This is a genomic window from Mycoplasmopsis ciconiae (assembly GCF_036350065.1).
GTDB classification, from domain to species: Bacteria; Bacillota_I; Bacilli_A; order Mycoplasmatales; family Metamycoplasmataceae; genus Mycoplasmopsis; species Mycoplasmopsis ciconiae.
Genome location: NZ_JAZDWZ010000005.1, coordinates 33,465 through 55,852, shown reverse-complemented (window position 1 = coordinate 55,852; position 22,388 = coordinate 33,465). Strand labels below are relative to the sequence as shown.

The window sequence follows — 22,388 nt, the reverse complement described above, 5'->3', positions numbered from 1 at the left end:
TTTATAACCTTTCAATAAATAAATTTTTAACTTTTAAAACATTATTTGTCACTTGTGCAACACCTGATATTTGATTGTCAGAATTGAGTAATAATATTGTACCATTTTTTAGATTTGACTTAATGCTTCTGCCATCCTTTAAAAAATGTTTTTCCTGTGCTGTATATTTGTATGTGTCTAAATTAAAAAGACTTAAGGGGTTAATTTCTTTAAATTCTTGATTATTTAGAATTTCAACTTCAAAATCACCTATTTTGTTTCTAAAAAGTGCCGTCATGGTTGCGTATGAGTTGCACATTTTCCCTAAATCATCCACCAATGTACGTATATAAGTTCCTTCAGAAACTTCAAATGATATTTTCGCTTTTTGACTTTGAAAATCAAATTCAACTAGTTTATAGTTATAAATGTTTATTTTGTGTTCCTTTATTTGAATGTCTATTTTTTCTCTAGCATATTCATAAGCTCTTTTACCATTTATTTTTTTGGCACTATAAATAGGAGGTATTTGTGTTTTTAATTGACTAATTTTATCCAAAGACATTTCCAAAACCCCCAATGTAACTTTGGTAGAGCTTGTATTGGTTACTTGTCCTTCTATATCATATGTGTCTGTTGCATAACCAAATTGTAATTCGCAAATATAACCTTTGGTTTTGTTGCTTATGTACTGAATTAATTTTGTCGAATAATCACATGCTACAAGTAAAAGTCCAGAGGCTAAAGGATCTAATGTCCCTGTATGTCCTATTTTTTTGATATTGTTGTTTTTAGCAAATTTTTTTATTGCGTAAAAAGACGATTCTCCAACTTTTTTGTTAATTAAATAAAACATAATACTCCTTATTTATAGTCTTTATAGTCATTGTCGTGTGTATATGTATTTTATAATAATTTAAACGATAAAAATAAAAAAACAAAAGCATTTTAGCTTTTGTTTTGTATATATTATTATATGAATGATAATTTAATAGATTAAGCTCACAAAAATAATTAAACTAATTCAATGATAGCCATTCTTGTGTTATCACCTAAACGTTTAGGTAATTTAATAATACGTGTGTATCCACCATTACGATCTGCGTATTTTGGTGCTATTTCTGAAAATAAGTAAGATAAAACATCACCTTTATCTTTAACTGTTAATGGACGTAAGTAAGCTGCAACTGCACGACGGTTTGCTAATGTAGGTGTTTTAGCTTTTTGGATCATTCTTTCAGCGTGTCTACGAACTTCTTTTGCTTTTGTTAAAGTTGTTGTAATTCTTCCGTTAGCGTATAATTCACTTACAAGTGAACGCATAACTCCATTACGTCATTTAGTATCACGTGAGTAAATTTGTGTTGGATTTGCCATATTTATTCATCTCCTTTTTTAAGATTGTAACCGCATTCTTGTATTTTTTGAACGATTTCATCAAGTGATTTTTTACCAAGGTTTTTGGTTTGTTCAAGTTCATCATATGTCATGTTAGCAACTTCAGAAACTTTTGTTTTCCCGATTCTTCTTAAAGCATTAAGAGAACGAACTGAAAGATTTAACTGTGTAATATCAATATCTGATTCTTGTACTTCTGTTTCATCTTCATTTTCTTCGTTGAAAACATCTAATCTCATTTCATCTACATTTGCAATTACTTTAAAGTGTGCAATTAAAATGCTTGATGCTTGAGTTAAAACTTGTTCTGGTTTAACTGTTCCATCAGTTACTAATGTAAATGTTAATTTTTCTTCAACTTTAACACTCGCTGAGTTTAATTCTGTTACTTCGTAAGCAACTTTTTTAATTGGTGAGAAATTACTATCAACAGCAATGAATTTACCTTTTTTAATTCTTGTGTTTAATTCTGATTCTAATTTAGCTATAACGGCTTTGTTTTCTTCGCTTGATTTAAATCCACGACCTGGAACTAAGTACATTTCTAATTTTAAAGCATTAGGTGCACTTACGGTTGCGATGTGAATGTTGTGGTCAATAACTTCAACATTAGGATTATCTACAACTTGTAAATATCTTGAAGTAATTTGTCCGGTTTCATCTGCTTTAAGTTCAACTTTAATTATGTCGTCATCGTTAATAAAATCTGAATCATAGCTAAAACGTACTTTTCTTAAATTCATAATTAAACTTGGTACGTCTTCAACAACACCAGGAATACCTTGGAATTCATGGTTAACGCCTTCAATTCTAACCGCAAAAGGTGCTAATGATGTAATGTTTGATAATAAAACTCTTCTTAATGCTACAGCGATTGTGTTACCAAAACCTCTTTCAAGTGGTTCTAAAGCGAATGTAGTTTCAAAGTCATTTACTTTGTTGAATGTTGGAATTTTTAAATAATCCAATTTTTTCATTTTTTCCATGATTACTCTCCTTATAAAATTAATGGGTTACTATTTTTTTGCACGTTTTAAAATACGTTTTGGAGGTCTTGTTCCGTTGTGTGGAACTGGTGTAACATCTTTAATTTCTGTTACTGTGATACCTGATACTTCGATTTGTTTTCTTGCAGCATCTTTACCTGCTCCAAGACCTTTTAATTCAACTTTAACTGTTTTAAGTCCGTGTTCTTTAGCTGCTTCAGCTGCTGCTGCTGCTGCTAAACCTGCTGCATAAGGAGTTTTTTTCTTTGTCCCTTTGTATCCAATAGCTCCTGCTGAACTTCAAGCAATTACATTACCTTGTTCATCAGCAAATGTAACGATTGTGTTTTGATTAGTTGAGTGAATGTGCGCAACACCACTTGTAATATTTTTTTTCTTAGTTTTACGAGCCATGATTATTTACCTTTCTTTCCAGCTACAGTTTTTCTAGGACCTTTACGTGTACGTGCATTTTTCTGTGTACATTGTCCTCTTACTGGTAATCCTTTACGGTGTCTAATTCCACGGTAGCATTTAATTTCCATTAAACGTTTAATGTTTAATGTAACTTCTCTACGTAAATCACCTTCTGTTGTATAAACTTTCGCAGCTTCACGAATTCTTGATAATTCTTCTTCACTTAAGTTTTTAACACGTGCATCTTCGCTTATTTTAGCTTCTGCACAGATTTTTTTAGCGATGCTTGGTCCAATACCATAAATATATGTTAATGACACAACAACACGTTTGTCATTAGGAATTTCAACGTTTAAAATTCTAGCCATTATCTATCTCCTATCCTTGTCTTTGTTTGTGTTTAGGTAATATACAAATTACACGAATAACACCTTTACGTTTAATGATTTTACAATCTTTACACATTTTTTTAACACTAGCTCTAACTTTCATATCTTCTCCTTATTAATTATTTGTGTCTATATGTGATTCTACCTTGAGTTAAATCGTATGCACTAATTTCAACTTCAACAGAATCTCCAGGAAGAATTCTAATATGATTAATTCTCATTTTTCCTGAAATGTGAGCTTTTATAATCATCCCATTCTCTAACTCCACTTCGTATGAGTCAGTTGAGTGGGCTTTTTTAACTATTGCAGTCATTTTGATTGCATCTTTTGCCAAATTAGATTCCTTTCGTTAGAACAATACCTTTTCCGTTTTTAATTAAAACTGTATGTTCATAATGAGCTGTATTTGTCTTATCAGCTGAAGTGATAGTTCAGCCATCTTTTAAGGTTTTAATACGCTTACATTGAGTTATCATAGGCTCAATACAGATTACCATTCCGTCTCTTAAAGTCATTCCTGTGCCTTTTTTACCTGAATTTGGTACATTAGGATCTTCATGTAAATCTCTTCCAATTCCATGACCACAAAATTCTTCAGGTGTATAAAAACCATTTTTTTTGATGCACTCACCTATAGCGTAGCTTATGTCGCCAATAGTAGCACCTTTTTTTATAGCATTTAAACCTGCGTAAAAACTATCTTGAGCAACTTTGATTAATTTCAAATCAGTGTTGCTAACTTTTCCTACTGCTTTAGTAAAGGCACTATCACTTTTGTATCCTAAATAATCACATCCTAAATCAACTTTTACTAAGTCTCCATCTTTAATGATGTAATCACTAGGAATACCATGGATCAATTGTTCATTTACAGATATACAAGCTGTAGCAGGGAAACCATATAAACCTAAAAAAGCTGGTTTTGCTCCCCTTGCGATTATTTCATTAAAAGCCAATTGATCTACTTCTTTTAATGAAACCCCTGGTCTTACAAAGTCATAAACAACTTGTTTAACTTCAGCCAAGATTTTGCATGATTTAGTGATTAATTCTATTTCTTTTGGTGTTTTGATTAAAGACATAAGTAACCACCTTTTTGTTTCATAATATTGAAAAATTGCATTTTTATATGCAATTGTATTGTAATTTTACACTATTTTTCAAAAACATTTAGCACTTTTTTTGTTACTTTATCAGGTGCTTCAGTAGCGTCTACAACTACCAATCTCTGTTGTGAATTATAGTAATCTAAAAGTGGCTGTGTTTTTTCTTTATAAATTTCTAAACGTTTGATAACTGCCTCAGGTTTATCATCTTCTCTTTGAATTAATTGACCTTGACACTTATCGCAAATATCATTTGTTTTAGGTGGTTGAAATTTTGTGTGGTATCCGCTTTTACATACTGAACAAGTTCTTCTACCGCTTAAACGTTCTAAAATAACTTCTTGTGGCGCATCTAATTCAATAACTTTAAATTCTAAATCTTTTAAAGTATCTAAAAATTTTGCTTGTTCTATTGTACGAGGATATCCATCTAAAATAAAGTTAACATTTTGTTGTTTGAGTTGGTTTATTTTATTTTCAACAATTTTATTTGTTATTGAATCAGGTACATATCCACCACTAGTTACGATATTTTGTACTTCTAAACCAAGAGGAGTTTTTTTAGCAATTTCTTCTCTAAAAATATTACCTGTTGAAACGTGCACTAAATTTTGCTCTTGTGCAACTAATGCTGCAATAGTACCTTTTCCCACTCCTGGGGCACCCATAAAAATAATATTTGTTTTAATTTTTATCATAATAATCCATTTCCATTTCTACTATTAACATCAAAATTAGCTCTTGTAACTCTTTTTGCTTTAGCTAATCTTGTTGTTTTGTTTCTAGCCTTAAGTTGTGATCAAGTCTCAAGTGAAACACTAACTAAAATCATCAACCCAGTTCCCCCAAACGTAATAGCTGGCGGAATATTTGTGAATATAATCATAAAATATTGCATTGAGGCTAATAAAACTAAGTAAATACCGCTAAAAATACTTAAACGAAACACGATACCAATTAAATAATCTTGAGTATCTTCACCAGGTCTAACTCCCGGGATAAATGTTCCGCTTTTAGCGAAATCTTCAGCAATTTTGTCTACTCTTGATTGTTGAATTCCCATTAATATTGAAAATACAAATGTAATTACAATTAATAGACTTAAACCTAAAGGTTCTGTAAATTGGAGATTTTTGATAATTCACGCTTTTGAATAATTATCATCAGGAAGAATGTTAGCAATCATATTAGGAAAGCTAATTACCATCATCGCAAAAATAACTGGCATAACTCCACCTGGATTAAGTTTAATAGGTAATTTACCCATTTCCTTAATGTGCTTACTTCTTCCAGCACCCACTTGCTGAATTGGAACATGTCTTTCAGCGTTATAAACTACCGAAATAATTAAAATGACCGCAAAATAAACAATTAAATAAAATCCAAAATTAATAATACCTACGAAAGTTCCGTTTGTTTGATAGTCTCCAACTAAAAAATTAAACGCTGAACGAAACTGAGCCGGTAAACGCATAGCTATACCACTAAAGATAATTAAACTTGTTCCGTTACCTATACCTTTGTTAGTAATTTGCTCAGATATGAATAAAGCAAATAAACTTGCACTTAATAAAATTATCGGTAAGTAAAATCATTCAATCATCGCTACGCTAATACCATTTGTAACCACGCTAATAAAAGCATTATTTCCTGCACTTAAGCTTTTAACTAAGAAAACAGCTTGTGGATAGGCTATAATCACTGTAATAAAACGTGTGATGATATTGATTTTTCGTCTTCCTTGCGGTCCGCTTTGGCTTAATTTATAAATCGGAGGAAATAATTTAGTTTGTAAAACCATCATGATTAAGCTGGCATTAATAAAAGGGCTTATCCCCAGTGCCATCAGTGAAAACTGTTGTAATCCTCCACCACCAACTAAATTAAGTGTGTCAAAAAAAGTATTGTTAGATAAACTTCTTCCTAAATTAATTTTGATAAATGGTGTAGTAATTGTTGTACCAATTATGTACAAAGTTAATAAAACTAATGTGTAGAGGATTTTTTTTGTTATATCTTTGGTGCTTCAAAAATTACTAAAATTGCTTCTAGCTTTATAAAATAAATTTGAAAAACCTTGATTTAAAAATTTAAATATTTTCAATTTTCCCCCATCATATAAATAACAAAATAATTATATAAAATTTATTTTTTTTACATAGTAAAAAACGCTTGCGAACCTTATCTTTAATGCATTTTAAAAAAAGTGACTAATATAACTGTTTCACAGAAGTATTAGTAAATAATATCTGTTAGTTATATAAGAATAAAAGCACGTGTTTTTACGTTAAAAAACACGTGGTTTTTGTAAAAAAATAAAAAATACCAAATAGAATTTGGTATTTTTATAAAGTTTATATTATTATAAATCTACAACTTGTCCACCAGATTTTTCAACTGCTTCTTTAGCACTTGCGCTAACTGCGTGTACGTTAACTGTTAATTTTTTTGTTAATGTTCCATTACCTAATAATTTAATTGGTAATGTTCTTTTTACTAAACCTTTTGCAAATAATGATTCGATTGTTACTTCTTCACCATTTTCATAACGTGCTTCTAAATCTTTTAAGTTTACAACTTGGAATTCGATGTGGTTAACATTATTAAATCCACGTTTTCCAATACGACGGAATCAAGGAGTTTGTCCTCCTTCGAATCCTGGTCTGTGACCTTTACGTTTGTTTTGCCCTGATTGACCTTTACCAGCTTGTTTTCCTTTACCAGCTGCATGTCCACGACCTTTACGGTGTTTTTCTGGACGTGATCCTTCAGTAGCTTTTAATGAGTGTAATGAAATGTTTGCCATATTATAATAATTCCTTTACGTCTTTATCTCTAATTTGAGCAATTTGTTCTGGAGTACGTAATTTTAATAATGCTTTAACTGTAGCTTTAACTGTGTTTGCTTTTGAACGTGATCCGTATGATTTAGTAACAACGTCTGTGTATCCTGCTAATTCAACAACAGCACGAACTGTACCTGAAGCAATAAGTCCTTTTCCTTTTGGAGCAGGTTTTAACATAACTTGACTTGCTAAGAATTTAGCTGTTGTTTCATGAGGAACTGTTCCATTTAAAACTGGAACATCTACAAGGTTATTTTGAGCATCTTTAACTGCTTTTTTAATAGCATCTGGAACTTCATTTGCTTTTCCGTGTCCAAATCCTACTCTACCTTTTCCGTTTCCTACAACAACAAAAGCTGAGAAACTGAATCTTCTTCCACCCTTAACAACTTTTGTAACACGAGCTATGTCAATAACTTTTTCGTTAAATTCACTTTTTACTACTTCACGTTTTACTTTACGTTCTTTACGGAATTTTGTTTGACGAGCACCATCTTTTTTATCAGCATTAGCTGCATCTTTTTTAGGTGCGCTTCTACGTTGAACAACTTTTGTTGTTTCAACTGTTTCTTGTTTTTGTTTTTCCATAACTAGAATTTAACTCCTTTTTCTCTAACTGCATCAGCGAAAGCTTTAACACGTCCATGGTAAATATATCCACCACGATCAAACACAACTTCAGTAATATTAAGTGCTTTAATTTTGTCACCCATAATTGAACCTAAAGCAGCTGCAGCTTTAACATTTCCACCATAATTTGCATCTTTTAAAGTAGAAGCACTAGCTAATGTAACACCTTTAGAATCATCGATTAATTGTGCATAAAAATTAGCGTGAGATTTAAAAACGTTTAAACGAGGTTTAACTGCTGTACCACTGATGTGTTGACGAATACGGATGTGTTTAACTTTACGAGCTTGATTTCTTGATAATTTTGCCATAATTTAATACCTAGCTCCTTATTATTTAGAAGCTGTTTTCCCTTCTTTACGTCTAATTTGTTCACCTTTATATGCAATTCCTTTTCCTGAGTAAGGATTTGGTTTTCTAATTGCACGTACAACAGCAGCAAAGTGTCCAACACTTTGTTTGTCAATTCCACTAATTAAAACTTCAGTAGCTTTAGGTACTTCAACTTTAATATCGCTAGGAATGTCTACAAAATGGTCGTGGCTGTAACCTGCAGAAACTTGTAATTGGTTTCCTTTGATAACAGCTTTATATCCAACCCCTTTAATTTCTAAATCTCTTTTGAAACCTTCGCTAACTCCTTTAATCATGTTTGCGATGTGTGAGTTAGTTGTTCCATGTAATTGTTTAGTATGTTTTTCTTCATTAACACGTTTTGTTGTAACTAAATTATCTTCAACATTAATAATAACTTTAGGAGAAAAAACTCTTTCTAATGTTCCTAATTTACCTTTTACAGTAACTTTATTTCCATCAACAGTAACAGTTGTTCCTGCAGGAATTGTTAAAACACGATTTCCAACACGAGACATTACAATTACCTATCAAATGTAAGCGATAACTTCACCACCTACATTTTCCTTTCTAGCAGCTTTTTCTGTCATTATACCTTTTGATGTTGAAATAATAGCTGTTCCATAACCTGATAAAACTACAGGTAATTCGTCAGCTTTAACATAAACTTTAAGTCCTGGTTTAGATACACGTTTGATTCCAGCAATAGCTGATTGTGATCCTTTGTATTTTAATGTAACTACTAATGATTTTTCAATACCTTCACCACTTACTTGGTAAGATTGGATGTATCCTTCAGCTAAAATTAAGTCTAAAATTCTTGCTTTTTTATTTGAGTAAGGGATAGATACGCTTTTGTGTTTTCTTTGGTTCGCATTTTTAATACGAACAATCATATCTGAAATTGGATCTGTAATAAACATTATCAACTCGCTTTCTTCATACCTGGAATTTTACCTTCGTTTGCAAGGTTTCTAAAGCAGATACGACATACTTTGTATTTTCTTAAAACAGCGTGAGGACGTCCACATAATTCACAACGTGTGTAAGCACGTGTAGAGAATTTTGGATGACGTTTAGCTTTTGCGATTAATGCTTTTCTAGCCATTATTTATCTCCTTTTTTCTCAAATGGTACACCAATTAACTCAAGTAATGTTTTAGCTTCGGCGTTTGTTTTAGCTGTAGTTACGATTAATACGTCTAACCCTTTAATACGACGAATTTTGTCAAATTCAATCTCTGGGAAAATGATTTCTTCTTTAACTCCTAAAGCGAAGTTTCCTCTTCCGTCAAATGCTTTAGGGTTTGCTCCACGGAAATCTCTAATACGTGGCATAGCAACATTGATTAATTTTTCTAAGAAATCTCACATTTTTTCTCTACGAAGAGTAACTTTCCCCCCCATAGGCATTCCTTCACGTAATTTTCATGAAGCGTTTGATTTTTTAGCAACAGTTTGGTATGGTTTTTGGCTTGAAATAAGTGTTAATTCATTTAGAACTTCTTCGATTGCTTTAGAGTTTGATACTTCTTTACCTGCTGTCATGTTTAAAACAACTTTTTCAATTCTTGGCACTTGCATTGATGATTTGTATTGGTATTTTTCTTTAAGAGCTGGAACAGCTTTTTCTAAGTAAACTTGTTTTAAATTCATAATTAAATTTCCTTCTTAGTTTTACGGGCTACTCTAACTTTTTTACCATCTTTTACTAAGTAACCAATTTTTGAATATTGAGCAGGGTTGTTTTTTCCAGCTTTTTTAACTAAAAATGCTACGTTTGATACGTGAATAGGTGCTTCTTTTGTTGAAATTGAACCTTCACTGTTTTGTTGGTTTGGTTTGTTGTGTTTTGTTACTAAATTAAGGTCTTTAATAATTACTGTTTGGTTTTTATGATTAATAGATTCGATTCTTCCGCTTTTACCTTTTTCTTTTCCAGCGATAACTAAAACTTCATCATTTTTCTTAAATTTGATTTTGTTCATAATTCTCTCCTATAAAACTTCAGGTGCTAAAGAAACGATTTTTGGGAATTTTTCACGAATTTCACGAGCAACTGGCCCAAAAACACGTGTTCCTCTTGGTGTTAAATCTTCTTTTAATAAAACAACAGCATTATCGTCAAAACGGATGTATGAACCATTTGAACGTTTTGTTCCATAACGGCTTCTTACAACAACAGCCTTAACTACTTGACCTTCTTTAACGATACCATTTGGAATCGCTTTTTTAACTGAACATACAATAATATCACCGATTCTAGCAGTTTTTTTCTTACTTCCACCTAAAATACGAATAACACCGATTTCTTTTGCACCAGAGTTATCAGCAACATTTGCTTTTGATAATTCTATTAACATTATTTTGCTCCTTCTAAAGCACGTTCTTTAATAGAAACTAATCTAAAGTGTTTTGTTCTTGAAAGTGGACGAGTTTCCATGATAACAACAATATCATTTAATTTTGCTTCATGGTTTTCATCGTGAACTGCGAAACGTTTTGTTGATTTGTAACGTTTTGAATATAATGGGTGTTTTTTGTATGTATCAACTGCAACAATAATTGTTTTAGCTGTTTTACCAGCAGAAACAACTGTACCAACACGAGTTTTTCTTGTATTTCTTTCCATAACTATTTAGCTCCTTTTTCATTTAAAGCTGTTAAAACTCTAGCAATATCTTTTCTTAATAAATTAATTTTGTGTGTTTGGTCTAGTGAACCTGTAGCGTTTTTAAATCTTAAAGTTCATAATTCAGCTTTTAAATCATTAGCTAATTTAACTAATTCTTCTTTACTTTTAGCTTTAATGTCTCTGTATAACATTATTTATCTCCTTCTTGATCTTTTTTAGCTACAATTCTTCATTTAACAGGTAATTTGTGTCCACCTAAACGAAGAGCATCACGTGCTACTTCTTCACTAACACCACTTACTTCAAACATCATTGTATTAACTTTAACTGCTGTATATCATTTATCAGGAGAACCTTTTCCTGATCCCATACGTAAACCGATTGGTTTAGATGTTTTTGCAAAATGTGGGAAGATACGGATAATAACTTGTCCTTCACGTCCCATTCTTCTTGTGATAGCAATACGAGCACTTTCGATTTGACGAGCATCTACTCATGAGCTTGTTACTGCTTGTAATCCAAATTCCCCAAAAGCAACTGTGTTCCCTTTGTGTGCACGACGTTTGTCATGTCTTTGGATAAATGGTTTACGGTATTTAGTTCTTTTTGGTTGAAGCATGTTTATTTTCTCCTTCCAAAATTTCACCTAATGAAACTCACACTTTAACACCAATAGCTCCATATGTTGTACGAGCTGTTGCTGTAGCGTAGTCTACATCTTGACGTAATGTGTGTAATTTCATTTCTCCTTCAGAATATCCTTCTGTACGAGCCATGTCAACACCATTTAAACGTCCACTAACTGCTGTTTTAATACCTTTAGCTCCAGCACGCATTGCATTTCTAATTGCAACTTTTTGAGCGATACGGAATGATTCACGGTTTTCTAATTTTACTGCGATCATTTCAGCTAATAATCTAGCATTAAGATCTGGATTAGGTAATTCAACAACTTGAATGTTTAATTTAATATTTCTGTTTTTGATGAATTTTTGTAATTTTAATGTTAATTCGTTAATGTTTTTACCTTCTTGCCCTAACATAGCAGCAGGTTTAGCTGTGTGAACAATAACACTTACATGGTTGTCTTGAGTTCTTTTGATTTCAACTTTACCAATTTGATATTGACGTACTAATTTATCGAAGAAATTGTAGATTTTAGCATCTTCAACTAATCTGTTTCCAAAATCAGCTTTATCTGCGAATCATGTTGTAGCGTGAGCTTTTGTAACTCCATAACGGAATCCATTTGGATTAACCTTTTGTCCCATACTAGTTTCTCTCCTCTAATGTTACTGATAAGTGTGATGTACGTTTGAAAATTGAATAAGCTCTACCTTGACTTCTAGGTTGAAATCTTTTTAAAGTAGGTCCTTCGTTAACTAAAACTTCTTTAACAAATAATTTTGAAGCATCCATTCCATGATTGTGTGTTGCATTTGCGATTGCAGAGTTGATTAATTTAATGAACATTGATGAGGCTTTACGGTTTGTGTTGTGTAAAATTCCTAATGCTTCACGCACGTCTTTACCACGGAATAAATCTGCGACTAAACGAGCTTTACGTGCACTAACACGTTGCATTTTAACATGTGCTTTTGATTGTTGAGCCATTATTTTTTCTTACCTTTATCTGCACCGTGTCCTGTATATGTTCTTGTTGGAGAAAACTCTCCTAATTTGTGTCCAACCATATCATCTGTTACGTAAACTTCGATAAATTGTTTTCCGTTGTGCACCGCAAATGTTAATCCAACAAAATCTGGGAAGATTGTTGAACGTCTTGATCATGTTTTAATTGGTTTTTTAGGTGCTTTACCAGATACTATCGCATCAACTTTTTTAAGTAAGTGATCGTCAGCAAATGGTCCTTTTTTAAGACTACGAGCCATTATTTAGCATCCTTTCTTCTTCTAATAATTAATTTGCTTGAAGATTTCTTAGTTTTTCTTGTTTTAACTCCAAGAGCTTTTTTACCTCAAGGTGTAAGAGGAGCTTTACGACCAATAGGTTGTTTCCCTTCTCCTCCTCCATGTGGGTGGTCTACAGGGTTCATAACTGATCCTCTAACTGTAGGACGAACTCCCATGTGTCTATTTTTTCCAGCTTTTCCTAAATTAACAAGTAAGTGTTCTTCGTTACCAACAATACCGATTGTTGCACGACAACGAGCTAAAATTCTTCTTGTTTCTCCAGATTTTAATCTTAAAACTACATATTTTCCATCTTCATCTTTACCTAAGATTTGTGCAGATGTTCCAGCACTACGTGCTATGATACCTCCACCTCCAGGTTGCATTTCGATGTTGTGAACAAATGTCCCTTCAGGAATGTGGCTTAAAGGTAATGTATTACCTACGATAATATCAGCTTCTGTTCCTGATAAAACAACTTGTCCTAATTTAATTCCTTTAGGAGCTAAAATGTATCTTTTTTCTCCATCAGCATATGCTAATAAACAAATGTTTGCTGATCTGTTTGGATCATATTCAATTGTTTTAACAATAGCAGGAATGTTATCTTTATTACGTTTAAAGTCAACGATTCTGTAAAATCTCTTAACTCTTCCTCCGTGGTGACGAACTGTAATCTTACCTTGGTTATTACGACCAGCGTGGTTTTTTAAAATAACCATTAAAGATTTTTCAGGAGCGTGTCCACTTAAGTTTTGTTTATAGTCAAGAGATGACATGTTACGGCGACCATTTGTAGTTGGCTTATAATATTTAATTGCCATTTGTCATTTCTCCTTTGCTTAAAAATAGTTGCGGATCTGTCTTTTAAGCACTGTTTACCGCTTTTATTTTTTATATTATTATTTGTATTGAAAACTGTGGTATAGAATTATTCACCACCAACTTTACGAGTTGTTGTTTTCTTTGCAACAGGTGCTTTTGTTGCTTTTGTTGCTTTAGAATTTTTGTTTGCTAATTTTTCAGCTGCACGTTTTTCAACTGCTGATACTTCTTTTTTAGCAGCTTTAGCTTCTTTTTTAACTTCTTTTTCTTCTTCAGTTGATAATTCTTCATTAGGGAATAAATTAATTGTGTAACCTTCAGCTAATTTAACAATAGCTTTTTTGTAACGATTTGTAAACCCGTGGAAACGTCCAATGTTTTTTGGTTGTTTATCCACTTTGATAGTGTTAACTCTTTCAACTTTAACTTGGAAAATAAACTCAACAGCTTTAGCAATTTGGAATTTGTTTGCGTGGTAAGCCACTTCAAATGTAAAAACATTGTCTTGCATTTGTGAGTATGTTTTTTCAGTTAATATAGGTTTTTTAATGATATCTGTTACTTGCATTATTTAAATTTTCCTTCTAATATTTCTAATGATTGACTTGAAATTACCATAACATCAGCCAATAATAATAATTCAACTGAAATAGAGTTAGCTTTAACTGTGTGCACGTTTGGAACGTTTTTAGCTGATTTATAAACTGTTTCGTTTTCTGTAACAACTAAAACGTGTTTTTGATCTTGAACTTTAAGTTCTGTTAATTTAGCAACAAATTCTTTTGTAGAAATTTTTGATAATTCTAAATCATTCACATAAACTGCGTTATCTTTAGCTAATAAAGTTAAAGCAGATTTTAAAGCAGCAAATCTAACTTTTTTGTTTACTTTAAGTGAATAATTTTTTTCTGATTGAGGACCAAATGCACGCCCTCCACCAACGAAAATAGGACTTCTTAAAGATCCAGCTCTTGCTTTACCTGTTCCTTTTTGTCTTCAAGGTTTTTTACCTGAACCACTTACAGCAGCACGGTTTTTAACTTGGTGTGTACCTTGTCTTCTAGAAGCTCTATCTGACATAACTGTGTCAAAAATAGCTTGTTCGTAGATTTTTTCGCTTGCAAATAAGTTTTGTGGTAATTGAGGAGTTTTCATTTCTTTTGTGTTAGCCATGATTATTTATCTCCTCCTTCTTTATTGTGTTCAGCCGCTTCAGCTGCATCGATTAATGGTTTTAACTCTGATGAGTGCATTCCTGTTTTAACTTCGATGTTGTATTTTTTAGCTTTTTCAACTAATTCATTCATTAAGATAACTTCTTGAACATCAACTAAAACTGTTGGTGTGTGTGAAGGTAACCCTTTAACAGCTTGTTTAATCATAACGAATGATTTTTTAGGTCCAGGGATTGATCCTTTGATTAAGATTAAGTTTTCTTCAGAAATTACTTTAATAACTTCTAAGTTTTGAACAGTTGTTCTTGTGTTTCCTAATTGTCCAGGCATTGTCATACCTTTAACAACTTTGTTTCCACTAATGTCCCCTAATGATCCGGTTTGACGTACAGGTTGTGATCCTCCACCTCCCCCGTGAGATTTAGGTCCAATAGCTTGATTGTGTCTTTTAATAGTTCCGGCGAATCCTTTTCCTTTAGAGATACCTGTAACATCAACAAGTTCTCCTGATTCAAAAATATCTGCCTTAACTAATTGCCCTAATTCGTAACCAGACATATCACGAATTTCTTTTACGTAGCGCTTAGGTGTTGTGTTAGCTTTCTTAAAGTGCCCTTGTTCTGGTTTGTTTGAACGACTTGCTTTTTTATCAAAAACAGCTAATTGAGTTGCAACATAACCATTTGACTCTTTAGAAAGAACTTTTGACACAACATTTGGTTGAACTTCAACTACAGTAACAGGAATAGATTTTCCAAATTCTGTAAAAATTTGAGTCATTCCAATTTTACGTCCTAAGATTCCTTTCATTTTTTCTCCTTAAATTGTTAAAAATTTCTTATTTTTCTTTGATTTGAATTGCAACACCTGCTGGTAATTCTAATCTTTTAAGTTTATCTTGTGCTTCAGCACTTGGGTTTTCGATAACAACTAATCTTTGACTAGTTCTTGATTCGAATTGTTGACGTGATGGTTTATTAACGTGAACAGATCTCAAGATAGTGATTTCTTCTCTTTTTGTAGGAAGAGGAATTGGTCCACTAACTTTTGCTCCAGCAGCTTTAGCTACTAAGTAGATTTTTTTAGCAGCTTCATCAACTAAAGCGTGATCAAACCCTTTAACTTTAATATTAAGTTTGCTCATTGTTGTCTCCTTTGTTCATTCTTGAACTTGACTCCTTATAAAAACTCACTGTATCCTCAACAACTTTGATACAATGACAACCTTATAAATCTTCGTCTAGTTGCTTTACAATTATATATATAAAAATAAAAAATAAAAGCAAATACTAAAAATATTTATTATTGACAACGCTTATTGGTGTATCGGCACGTTTTTTGAAGTGTTTTTTCCAAATTTTTATCGTTAAATCCACATTAAGTTTTTTGGGTTGAGTAAAAAAATAAGCGCTTTTTTACAACACTTAATATTAAAATAAAAAAACACCCATTTATCTAAACCAAGACACTAAAATTCGACTATTTCTTGTCAACTTTTAGTGTCTTGGTTTAATGGGTGTCTAAAATAAATATTTTATTCTTCAAAATTACTTAAAGCTTTTTCAACTCATGTGTTAAGAATTTCTTTTGGGTAGTATTCGTAACCTTTACTTAGAATTTCACCATTGACAATAACCATGTGTGTAGGAACTTTTAAAATTTGTCATTTGTTATCTGCATTTCTAAATAATTGAGCTTCTTCAGCGTCAATTTTAATAAATTCTACTTTGTTATTATCTGAGTATGATTTAGCTAATGACTCAACAACAGGTTTCATCATTTTACAATCACCACATCATGTGGTTGTGAATTCTAAAAATAAAACTTTATCTTTTTCTGATGAAATTTTATTTTGAGCTTCTTGCCATGTTAATTGTTCAAACATTTTATCCTTCAATTAAAAAAATTATTTATCTTTTGAATGTTCAATAGGTGATACACCTTTAAGAAAATCTTCTAAACTATCGACTTTCGTTTTAGTTTTATCTTTTTCTTTTAAACCTCTTTGCTCTTGAATTACTTCTTCAGCATTAGAGTGAACTTTAAGGGTGTCATTATCTTTTTGAACATGTTTATTATACATATCTTTTTCTAATTGTTTTGGCATTTCTTCACTTTTTTGATGATTTTCGAGGGTTTTTTCAACTTTTTCGTTTTTTAACTCATTTTTAGGTTCATCATTTTTTTGTTTATTTTTACCAAAATCAAAGCTAAAAGGTTTTGTGTTTTTAACTTTTTTATCTTCTTTTTTTGTGCTTATAATGATTTCAGAACTATCTTGATGATAATTTTGTATATCAGTGTTGTTTAACATTTGTGCACTAAATTCCGCGGCTTCTTGGTTAATATTTTGTGTTAACTCTTGTGTTTTTGTGTAATGATCAGAATTTATTTTTTGTAAGTGAGCTTTATATTTAGCTTCAAAAAGGATAAAATCGATATCTTTAAAATCTTTTATAGCATGAGTTTGTAAATCGATAAAACTCATTTGATTAACATCGATGTTTTTTGTTCTTGCATAGAAAAATAAAAAGTCAATAAATTTTTGGGTGTCTTGACTTAAATAAAAGTCACTATTGTGTAATTTTAGGAATTTTTTGTAATCTAAAATTGTTTTGTTTTTGCTTGTCAAAATCGCTAAATTTCTAAATGGAGAGACAAATAAAAATTGGATTATCATCGCAAAAATAAGGCTTATAAGTAAAATCACTGGCAAAATACTTGAAACACTTATATATGTTAAAATCACATATAAAGAATTTAAAACAAAACCAATATTATTTTTAACATCAGGTAAAAAATTATCGTTTTCAAAAACAACAGGATAAGAATATTGGTAGTATCAACTATATTCAAATAATCTGACGCTAGAAGGATTAAATTCAAATGCATAATTATTTGCATAATAATATGATAAATACTGCACTAATGTAACAATAAAAAATAAGTAAATCAATGATATATTGATTTGTTTTTTTAATGTATAAGAGTTGACTTTTCTAATTCTTGAAAATAACGCAAAACACTTATCTTTATTAAGATAAGCAAAAATGCCTACAAAATAGGAAACTAAGGAAAATATTAGGATAATAAAAATACTATTACCAAAAGCCATACCAATTGTATATCGATAGGCAGCCGAAAGTAACGAATTATCAATAAAGCTAAGTAAAAATGTTGTAATTAATAAAGAAATTAAAATTAAACCTTTAACTAAAGTAAAGATAATATTGTTTTTTCCGACTAAAAAGCGATCTTCTTTTTTGAGGGGTTCAACAAATTTTAAATTGAGTTTTTTAAAGATTTTAAAATTACCTAATAATTTAAAAACTAAAATTAGGTTATATAAAAACTTAAATCTGTTTTCTCCTCATTTATTTTTAAAAATTTTATCGTTCATATCTTGATTACACTTTCATATTAAATAGTGTTAAATGTGATTACAACCATTGGTTCTTTATCTTGAGCTTTAAATATTTTTTTTCTAACAACTCTTCTTAGTCTTTCTTGAAGGTCTTTAAGTCCAGCAAATTCTTCGTTTTCTAAAACTTGTGTAATTGTTTCATGAATTACCGCTTTTAATTCTGAACATACACTAGCTGGAGCTATTCCAACAAAATGTATTTTAAAATCTTGACTTATTTCTTTTGTTTTTGGGTTAAAAAGAAAACTCAAAGTTACTAATCCTTCTCTTCCGAGTGTTTCTCTTTCGTAAATTACTTCGCTAGAAATATCACCGATTCCAAAACCATCAACAATCACATCACCTATTTCTTTAATTTTACCGTTAGTACTTGCTAATTTATTATCAATAAAGTGGGCGATTTTTCCGTTTTGTAAAATAATTGGTGTTGTTTTATTTAATGATTTTTGTTCATTTGCGTTATTAGAAATATCAACTAAATAACGATATAAACCTTGAACAGGTAAGAAATATTTCGGCTTTAAAACTCTTAATAAATCCAAAATATCTTCTCTAGCTGGTCTGTGTGAATAATATTCACTATTGGTTACTTCAATAATATTAGGCGCTATTCTTGCAATATCATCTAAAGTTAATGCCGCTAAACTCTCTAATCCATTAATTGGTGGCGCTATCATTAAAACCGTATCTGTATTTTTAAGTTTAAGTAAAACATCTTTGTTGTCAGTTATTCTTAAAAATCTCGAATAAAGTCTTTCGACACTTCCTGTTACTAAAATAACTGCATTAGGGTGTTGGTTCAAGTTTTTGTGCTTAAATATCTGTGGTAAAGGCAAATTAGTCTTAATTTTTTGAATTAAATAAATCAGTTGAGCATATGTTTTTCCATAAGCTACAACAGGACGATTTGTAATTCGTGCCAATTCAAGAATTTGGTGTATTGCAACCATCTCTTCATCATAAGCACCGACAATAATTCTTTTATCTGCAGCAGTATTTAAAAAGGCTTCTTTAACTGAAGGTGGCAGTTGAATTCTATCTATTGCGTATCCTGAATAATTTGCGTGTCCTGCATCACTTACTAAAGCTAGTAAATCTCTGTCTTCTAAGCTATTTTTAATTAAAGAATAATCAGTATTACCATAAATACCCAAATCTCCTTTAACATAATTAAACATAAATACAACACTTGTTTTAGAATCAACAATAAAATCAAATCCTAAACTTCCAGGTAGGCTTCCGGCTACTAAAATAGGTTGAATTTGTGTTTGACCTATTGTAATTTTTTTTGTTATTGTTTCGATTTTGAAAGAGTTAGGTTCAATTTGGTATTTTTGCAATCTACTTGCAATCATTATTTTGTTAAATGGGGATGTGTAAATTGTGATTCCTGGTATTTGCATGATTAATCACGGTAAAGCGGAGAAGCTATCGTTTTTAACATCAGTAACAAAAATACCTTTGATTTTATCTTTGTTGTTGATTAAGTAATTAAAGTCAGGAATCAACGTATCAACTCCATTGTAAGAAGAAATAGGAACTTTTGCCCCAGAGTTAATTACGAAAATATCATCATCGCTACGTAAAACATAACAGTTCTTGCCATTTTCATCTAATCCTCCGAGCGCAAAAATATTAATGTGAGGCATAAACGTCCTTTCTAAATTATTATTTTTAAAAAAATAAGAATGTGTAATGTTTCAAACATTTTTTTAATTATATTAAAAAATTAAAGATTATTAAGCTTATAAAGCAAAAAATAACCTTTAATTACTATGTTTTCGATTTTTTGTGTGTTTTGGATTTGGATATTTTTTACATCCCCGCCACTTATAAAAGTTGAGTAATTTAACTGATCAAATTCAGTGTTTATATAGTCTTTTAAACTTAAAATAAAACCATTTAAAATATGAAAATAACCGCTTTTTATTGAATCTAAAGTGTTAGCACCCATTTGTTTGTTAAACTGATAATCAAATTCTAAATGTTTTAAACCATCCGCCTTAGAAATTAAATGATTTACACTTGAGCCAGCACCTGGAGCAATAGATGCTAATTTCATAACATTGTTTTGAACAAAAATTCCAACCATTGCTGTTCCCAATAAAAAAACTAAAGCATTTTTATTTAAATGTGCCGCGTATGCACAACCACCTAAAATATCTACACCTACTTTGTTTTTGTTTATTTGTTTATCTATTTCAAAATTTAATTTTATTTGTGAGTTTATTTCGAAATAGTTTTTAAAATTGTATTTTTGTTTAATGATATCGATTAATTGGTTAGTGTAATTATTAACGCTTCCATAAACAAGAGTACATTGATTACAAAAGTGATTTAAATCATTAAATAATATTGACATATCTTGCTGTATTGCAGTGTTTTTGTATTCTTTTATGAACTTTATCTGATCATCCTCAAAATGAGCTACTTTTAAAAAAGTGTTACCGCCGTCAATTACAACTACTCTTGACATATATCCCCTAAAAATTCTTTAATTTTTAAAGATAAATCGCTCTTATCCATCTCTTGGAAGTTATATTCATTAATCTTGTTATTTTTTTTGTAAATTATTAGACCTGATGATTTTGTGTTTTTAAGTGTTTTTTTGTCGTTGGCAATTATCATTTTTAAATTTTTAGTCTCTAATTTTTTTAATGCATTATTTTTGATATTTTCACTTTCAAGCGCAAAGCCAATACATATTTTTTGTGGGTTGTCAACAGAAATAGTTTTTAAAACATCAACCCCTATTTCATATTCAAAATTGACATGAGTATCTTTTTTAATTTTATGTGGATGTTTTTTGAAAATTAAATCACTTACAGCTGCTACACTAATGAAAATGTCGTTATTTTGAATTTGCTCAAATACAGCTGTTTTATAGGATTCGATGTCATTTACATCAATAACTTTAATATTCGAATCAAAATTGTGATTTAAATGTTGTAAATTAGCGTTAATCACAGTAATATCATAGTCAAATTTTAATTTATGAATTAAATTAATGCCCATGCTTCCGCTACTTTTAACATTTACTGTTCTTACATCATCTAAATAAACGTCTGTGTACCCTATAGTAATCAACAATTTCTTTTTATTTTTACCAAAAAGAAATTTAATTATTTCTTCAGGCTCTACTAATCTTCCTAAAGCGCTTCCTTTACAGTGTAATTCACCATAATTAGGTCCTAAAAAAGTGATATTTAAACTTTTTAAATATTCAATATTTTTTTGAATTATTGGGTTTTGGTACATTCTAAAATTCATCGCTGGACAAATTATAGTTTTATGATGCATTCCTATACTAAAAATACTTGTTGCAAAATTATCGGCAATACCGTTAGCATACTTGTTTATAGTATTAAAAGTAGCCGGATAAACAATAATTAAATCAGCTCATAAAGCTAAAGTAATATGATTTGATATTTCAGAAGTGTATCCTTCATCCACTTCAATATCTAATCCAGAAAAATCTAAATCAAATTTTTTAACATTGTCGCTCAAAACAACTTTGACTTCACAAGATTTTTCTTCAAGTAACTTAACTAATTCTTTTGTTTTTCTAGCTGAAATACTTGATGAAGAAATAATTAAAATTTTCATAAATTGCTCCACTTTTTTAAGTTTTGATTAAATAAATTTAAATATGTTAATATTATATAGATATTTGAAAAAATGAGGTTATATGATAAAAAAAATAGTTTTTTTAGCTTTTTACCTTTCATTAGCGCTTATAATGACAATAGGACAATTGGGAATTATCAGAATTGGTATTGTTTCATTTAATATAGTTACAGTATTGTTGGTTGTTATGATTATTCACATGCGCAAATGAGGGATTTTAATGGGTGTGTATATTGGCTTTGGAAGTTGATTTGCTTCACTTATTTACGGAAGTTTACTTTTTGTTTATTTTGATATAGCCGTTTTACCTAGAATTTTAGTTGGTGTTGTTTTATATTTTATTTACTTGGCACTTGGAAAATTAAACATATTAAAAGTAGCTATCTTAGGTTTTTTAGCAGCTTTTTTAAACACTACATTTGTTAGTGCATTTATTTTTTTACATAATGCAATTTCACCCTTGAGTTTTTTTGAAAAAAATTTAAATAACAATCCTTTTGTTTTTTGAATAAGTGTGATTTGAATTAACGCAACGGTTGAATTTTTAGCTATACCTGTAGCTAGTGTTGCTTTATGACCTTTGGCTAACTATTTAAATAAAAAAACTTTTAGTAATTTAGGATATTAAAACTTCAAAAATAAATTAAAAAAATTAACATCTTTGAAATGTTAATTTTTTTGTT

The 22,388-nt window shown here is 30.5% G+C and carries 35 protein-coding genes and 1 pseudogene; 1 reads left to right on the top strand and 35 read right to left on the bottom strand.

All coding sequences use genetic code 4. The features are described 5' to 3' along the window. Position 1: 1 nt before the first annotated feature. The 35 genes and pseudogenes from truB to coaBC form a co-directional block, all read right to left on the bottom strand. Positions 2–835 (bottom strand): tRNA pseudouridine(55) synthase TruB, encoded by an 834-nt coding sequence (gene truB, locus V2E24_RS02045; RefSeq protein WP_330500762.1) that lies wholly within the window; start codon positions 833–835, stop codon positions 2–4. Between the two features lie 158 nt (positions 836–993). Continuing rightward, positions 994–1,356 carry a 50S ribosomal protein L17 gene (gene rplQ, locus V2E24_RS02040; protein WP_330500761.1) on the bottom strand — a complete coding sequence of 121 codons (363 nt, stop codon included), beginning with the start codon at positions 1,354–1,356 and terminating at the stop codon, positions 994–996. Positions 1,357–1,358: 2 nt separating this feature from the next. Further along, the gene (locus V2E24_RS02035) at positions 1,359–2,363 is read right to left on the bottom strand and encodes a DNA-directed RNA polymerase subunit alpha (RefSeq protein ID WP_330500760.1); all 1,005 of its coding nucleotides are present in this window, start codon (positions 2,361–2,363) and stop codon (positions 1,359–1,361) included. 30 nt (positions 2,364–2,393) lie between these two features. After that, positions 2,394–2,777, bottom strand: a complete 384-nt coding sequence (rpsK, locus tag V2E24_RS02030; protein ID WP_330500759.1) for a 30S ribosomal protein S11 — start codon at positions 2,775–2,777, stop codon at positions 2,394–2,396. Between the two features lie 2 nt (positions 2,778–2,779). Next, on the bottom strand, positions 2,780–3,148 hold the full coding sequence (gene rpsM / locus V2E24_RS02025) for a 30S ribosomal protein S13 (RefSeq protein WP_330500758.1): 369 nt from the start codon (positions 3,146–3,148) through the stop codon (positions 2,780–2,782). A gap of 10 nt (positions 3,149–3,158) precedes the next feature. Continuing rightward, complete coding sequence (gene rpmJ, locus V2E24_RS02020; RefSeq protein WP_013054600.1) at positions 3,159–3,272, bottom strand: 50S ribosomal protein L36; 114 nt, start codon at positions 3,270–3,272, stop codon at positions 3,159–3,161. Positions 3,273–3,288: 16 nt separating this feature from the next. Next, a complete protein-coding gene (infA, locus tag V2E24_RS02015) occupies positions 3,289–3,504 on the bottom strand; it encodes a translation initiation factor IF-1 (protein ID WP_330500757.1) in 216 nt (71 codons plus the stop codon). Between the two features lies 1 nt (position 3,505). Further along, on the bottom strand, positions 3,506–4,252 hold the full coding sequence (map, locus tag V2E24_RS02010) for a type I methionyl aminopeptidase (RefSeq protein ID WP_330500756.1): 747 nt from the start codon (positions 4,250–4,252) through the stop codon (positions 3,506–3,508). 71 nt (positions 4,253–4,323) lie between these two features. Continuing rightward, positions 4,324–4,974: an adenylate kinase family protein gene (locus tag V2E24_RS02005; RefSeq protein WP_330500755.1), complete on the bottom strand. Its 651-nt coding sequence runs from the start codon at positions 4,972–4,974 to the stop codon at positions 4,324–4,326. After that, a complete protein-coding gene (secY, locus tag V2E24_RS02000; RefSeq protein WP_407940493.1) occupies positions 4,968–6,374 on the bottom strand; it encodes a preprotein translocase subunit SecY in 1,407 nt (468 codons plus the stop codon). The genes V2E24_RS02005 and secY overlap by 7 nt, the downstream gene beginning before the upstream one ends. A 264-nt stretch (positions 6,375–6,638) precedes the next feature. After that, the gene (gene rplO / locus V2E24_RS01995; protein WP_330500753.1) at positions 6,639–7,082 is read right to left on the bottom strand and encodes a 50S ribosomal protein L15; all 444 of its coding nucleotides are present in this window, start codon (positions 7,080–7,082) and stop codon (positions 6,639–6,641) included. Between the two features lies 1 nt (position 7,083). Then, positions 7,084–7,710, bottom strand: coding sequence for a 30S ribosomal protein S5 (gene rpsE, locus V2E24_RS01990; protein ID WP_330500752.1), 627 nt, complete (start codon positions 7,708–7,710; stop codon positions 7,084–7,086). Positions 7,711–7,712: 2 nt separating this feature from the next. Beyond that, positions 7,713–8,063, bottom strand: coding sequence for a 50S ribosomal protein L18 (gene rplR / locus V2E24_RS01985; protein WP_330500751.1), 351 nt, complete (start codon positions 8,061–8,063; stop codon positions 7,713–7,715). 21 nt (positions 8,064–8,084) lie between these two features. Further along, complete coding sequence (gene rplF, locus V2E24_RS01980) at positions 8,085–8,624, bottom strand: 50S ribosomal protein L6 (RefSeq protein WP_330500750.1); 540 nt, start codon at positions 8,622–8,624, stop codon at positions 8,085–8,087. Positions 8,625–8,633: 9 nt separating this feature from the next. After that, entirely contained in the window at positions 8,634–9,029 is a 396-nt protein-coding gene (gene rpsH / locus V2E24_RS01975) for a 30S ribosomal protein S8 (RefSeq protein ID WP_330500749.1), read from the bottom strand. Continuing rightward, positions 9,029–9,214: a type Z 30S ribosomal protein S14 gene (locus V2E24_RS01970; protein ID WP_330500748.1), complete on the bottom strand. Its 186-nt coding sequence runs from the start codon at positions 9,212–9,214 to the stop codon at positions 9,029–9,031. The genes rpsH and V2E24_RS01970 overlap by 1 nt, the downstream gene beginning before the upstream one ends. Next, complete coding sequence (gene rplE, locus V2E24_RS01965) at positions 9,214–9,762, bottom strand: 50S ribosomal protein L5 (protein WP_330500747.1); 549 nt, start codon at positions 9,760–9,762, stop codon at positions 9,214–9,216. The genes V2E24_RS01970 and rplE overlap by 1 nt, the downstream gene beginning before the upstream one ends. 2 nt (positions 9,763–9,764) lie before the next feature. Then, positions 9,765–10,094: a 50S ribosomal protein L24 gene (gene rplX / locus V2E24_RS01960; RefSeq protein ID WP_330500746.1), complete on the bottom strand. Its 330-nt coding sequence runs from the start codon at positions 10,092–10,094 to the stop codon at positions 9,765–9,767. A gap of 9 nt (positions 10,095–10,103) precedes the next feature. Further along, positions 10,104–10,469, bottom strand: a complete 366-nt coding sequence (rplN, locus tag V2E24_RS01955) for a 50S ribosomal protein L14 (protein ID WP_330500745.1) — start codon at positions 10,467–10,469, stop codon at positions 10,104–10,106. Next, positions 10,469–10,738 (bottom strand): 30S ribosomal protein S17, encoded by a 270-nt coding sequence (rpsQ, locus tag V2E24_RS01950; RefSeq protein WP_330500744.1) that lies wholly within the window; start codon positions 10,736–10,738, stop codon positions 10,469–10,471. Before rpsQ ends, rplN begins: the two co-directional genes overlap by 1 nt. Before the next feature lie 2 nt (positions 10,739–10,740). Continuing rightward, positions 10,741–10,932, bottom strand: a complete 192-nt coding sequence (gene rpmC / locus V2E24_RS01945; protein ID WP_330500743.1) for a 50S ribosomal protein L29 — start codon at positions 10,930–10,932, stop codon at positions 10,741–10,743. Continuing rightward, on the bottom strand, positions 10,932–11,360 hold the full coding sequence (gene rplP, locus V2E24_RS01940; RefSeq protein ID WP_330500742.1) for a 50S ribosomal protein L16: 429 nt from the start codon (positions 11,358–11,360) through the stop codon (positions 10,932–10,934). The genes rpmC and rplP overlap by 1 nt, the downstream gene beginning before the upstream one ends. Next, the gene (gene rpsC / locus V2E24_RS01935; RefSeq protein WP_330500741.1) at positions 11,338–12,012 is read right to left on the bottom strand and encodes a 30S ribosomal protein S3; all 675 of its coding nucleotides are present in this window, start codon (positions 12,010–12,012) and stop codon (positions 11,338–11,340) included. The genes rplP and rpsC overlap by 23 nt, the downstream gene beginning before the upstream one ends. Position 12,013: 1 nt before the next feature. After that, complete coding sequence (gene rplV, locus V2E24_RS01930; protein ID WP_407940491.1) at positions 12,014–12,355, bottom strand: 50S ribosomal protein L22; 342 nt, start codon at positions 12,353–12,355, stop codon at positions 12,014–12,016. Beyond that, positions 12,355–12,633, bottom strand: a complete 279-nt coding sequence (gene rpsS, locus V2E24_RS01925) for a 30S ribosomal protein S19 (RefSeq protein ID WP_330500740.1) — start codon at positions 12,631–12,633, stop codon at positions 12,355–12,357. The genes rplV and rpsS overlap by 1 nt, the downstream gene beginning before the upstream one ends. Continuing rightward, positions 12,633–13,478 (bottom strand): 50S ribosomal protein L2, encoded by an 846-nt coding sequence (gene rplB / locus V2E24_RS01920; RefSeq protein WP_330500739.1) that lies wholly within the window; start codon positions 13,476–13,478, stop codon positions 12,633–12,635. Before rplB ends, rpsS begins: the two co-directional genes overlap by 1 nt. Positions 13,479–13,585: 107 nt before the next feature. Beyond that, entirely contained in the window at positions 13,586–14,047 is a 462-nt protein-coding gene (gene rplW / locus V2E24_RS01915) for a 50S ribosomal protein L23 (protein WP_330500738.1), read from the bottom strand. Continuing rightward, a pseudogene (gene rplD, locus V2E24_RS01910) lies at positions 14,047–14,619 on the bottom strand (50S ribosomal protein L4); the annotation flags it as partial. The gene rplW and the pseudogene rplD, both read right to left, overlap by 1 nt. Before the next feature lie 35 nt (positions 14,620–14,654). Beyond that, on the bottom strand, positions 14,655–15,464 hold the full coding sequence (gene rplC, locus V2E24_RS01905) for a 50S ribosomal protein L3 (RefSeq protein ID WP_330500737.1): 810 nt from the start codon (positions 15,462–15,464) through the stop codon (positions 14,655–14,657). 28 nt (positions 15,465–15,492) lie between these two features. Continuing rightward, entirely contained in the window at positions 15,493–15,798 is a 306-nt protein-coding gene (rpsJ, locus tag V2E24_RS01900; RefSeq protein WP_330500736.1) for a 30S ribosomal protein S10, read from the bottom strand. 390 nt (positions 15,799–16,188) lie between these two features. Continuing rightward, entirely contained in the window at positions 16,189–16,539 is a 351-nt protein-coding gene (locus V2E24_RS01895) for a thioredoxin family protein (protein ID WP_330500735.1), read from the bottom strand. A 21-nt stretch (positions 16,540–16,560) separates the two neighbouring features. After that, positions 16,561–18,054, bottom strand: coding sequence for a hypothetical protein (locus V2E24_RS01890; RefSeq protein ID WP_330500734.1), 1,494 nt, complete (start codon positions 18,052–18,054; stop codon positions 16,561–16,563). Positions 18,055–18,074: 20 nt separating this feature from the next. After that, entirely contained in the window at positions 18,075–19,727 is a 1,653-nt protein-coding gene (locus V2E24_RS01885; protein ID WP_330500733.1) for a ribonuclease J, read from the bottom strand. 80 nt (positions 19,728–19,807) lie between these two features. Then, complete coding sequence (locus V2E24_RS01880) at positions 19,808–20,554, bottom strand: type III pantothenate kinase (protein WP_330500732.1); 747 nt, start codon at positions 20,552–20,554, stop codon at positions 19,808–19,810. Further along, positions 20,542–21,684, bottom strand: a complete 1,143-nt coding sequence (gene coaBC / locus V2E24_RS01875; protein ID WP_330500731.1) for a bifunctional phosphopantothenoylcysteine decarboxylase/phosphopantothenate--cysteine ligase CoaBC — start codon at positions 21,682–21,684, stop codon at positions 20,542–20,544. The genes V2E24_RS01880 and coaBC overlap by 13 nt, the downstream gene beginning before the upstream one ends. A gap of 82 nt (positions 21,685–21,766) precedes the next feature. Here coaBC and V2E24_RS01870 point away from each other — a divergent pair, with 82 nt between their 5' ends. After that, the gene (locus V2E24_RS01870; protein ID WP_330500730.1) at positions 21,767–22,333 is read left to right on the top strand and encodes an ECF transporter S component; all 567 of its coding nucleotides are present in this window, start codon (positions 21,767–21,769) and stop codon (positions 22,331–22,333) included. The last annotated feature ends 55 nt before the right edge of the window (positions 22,334–22,388 follow it).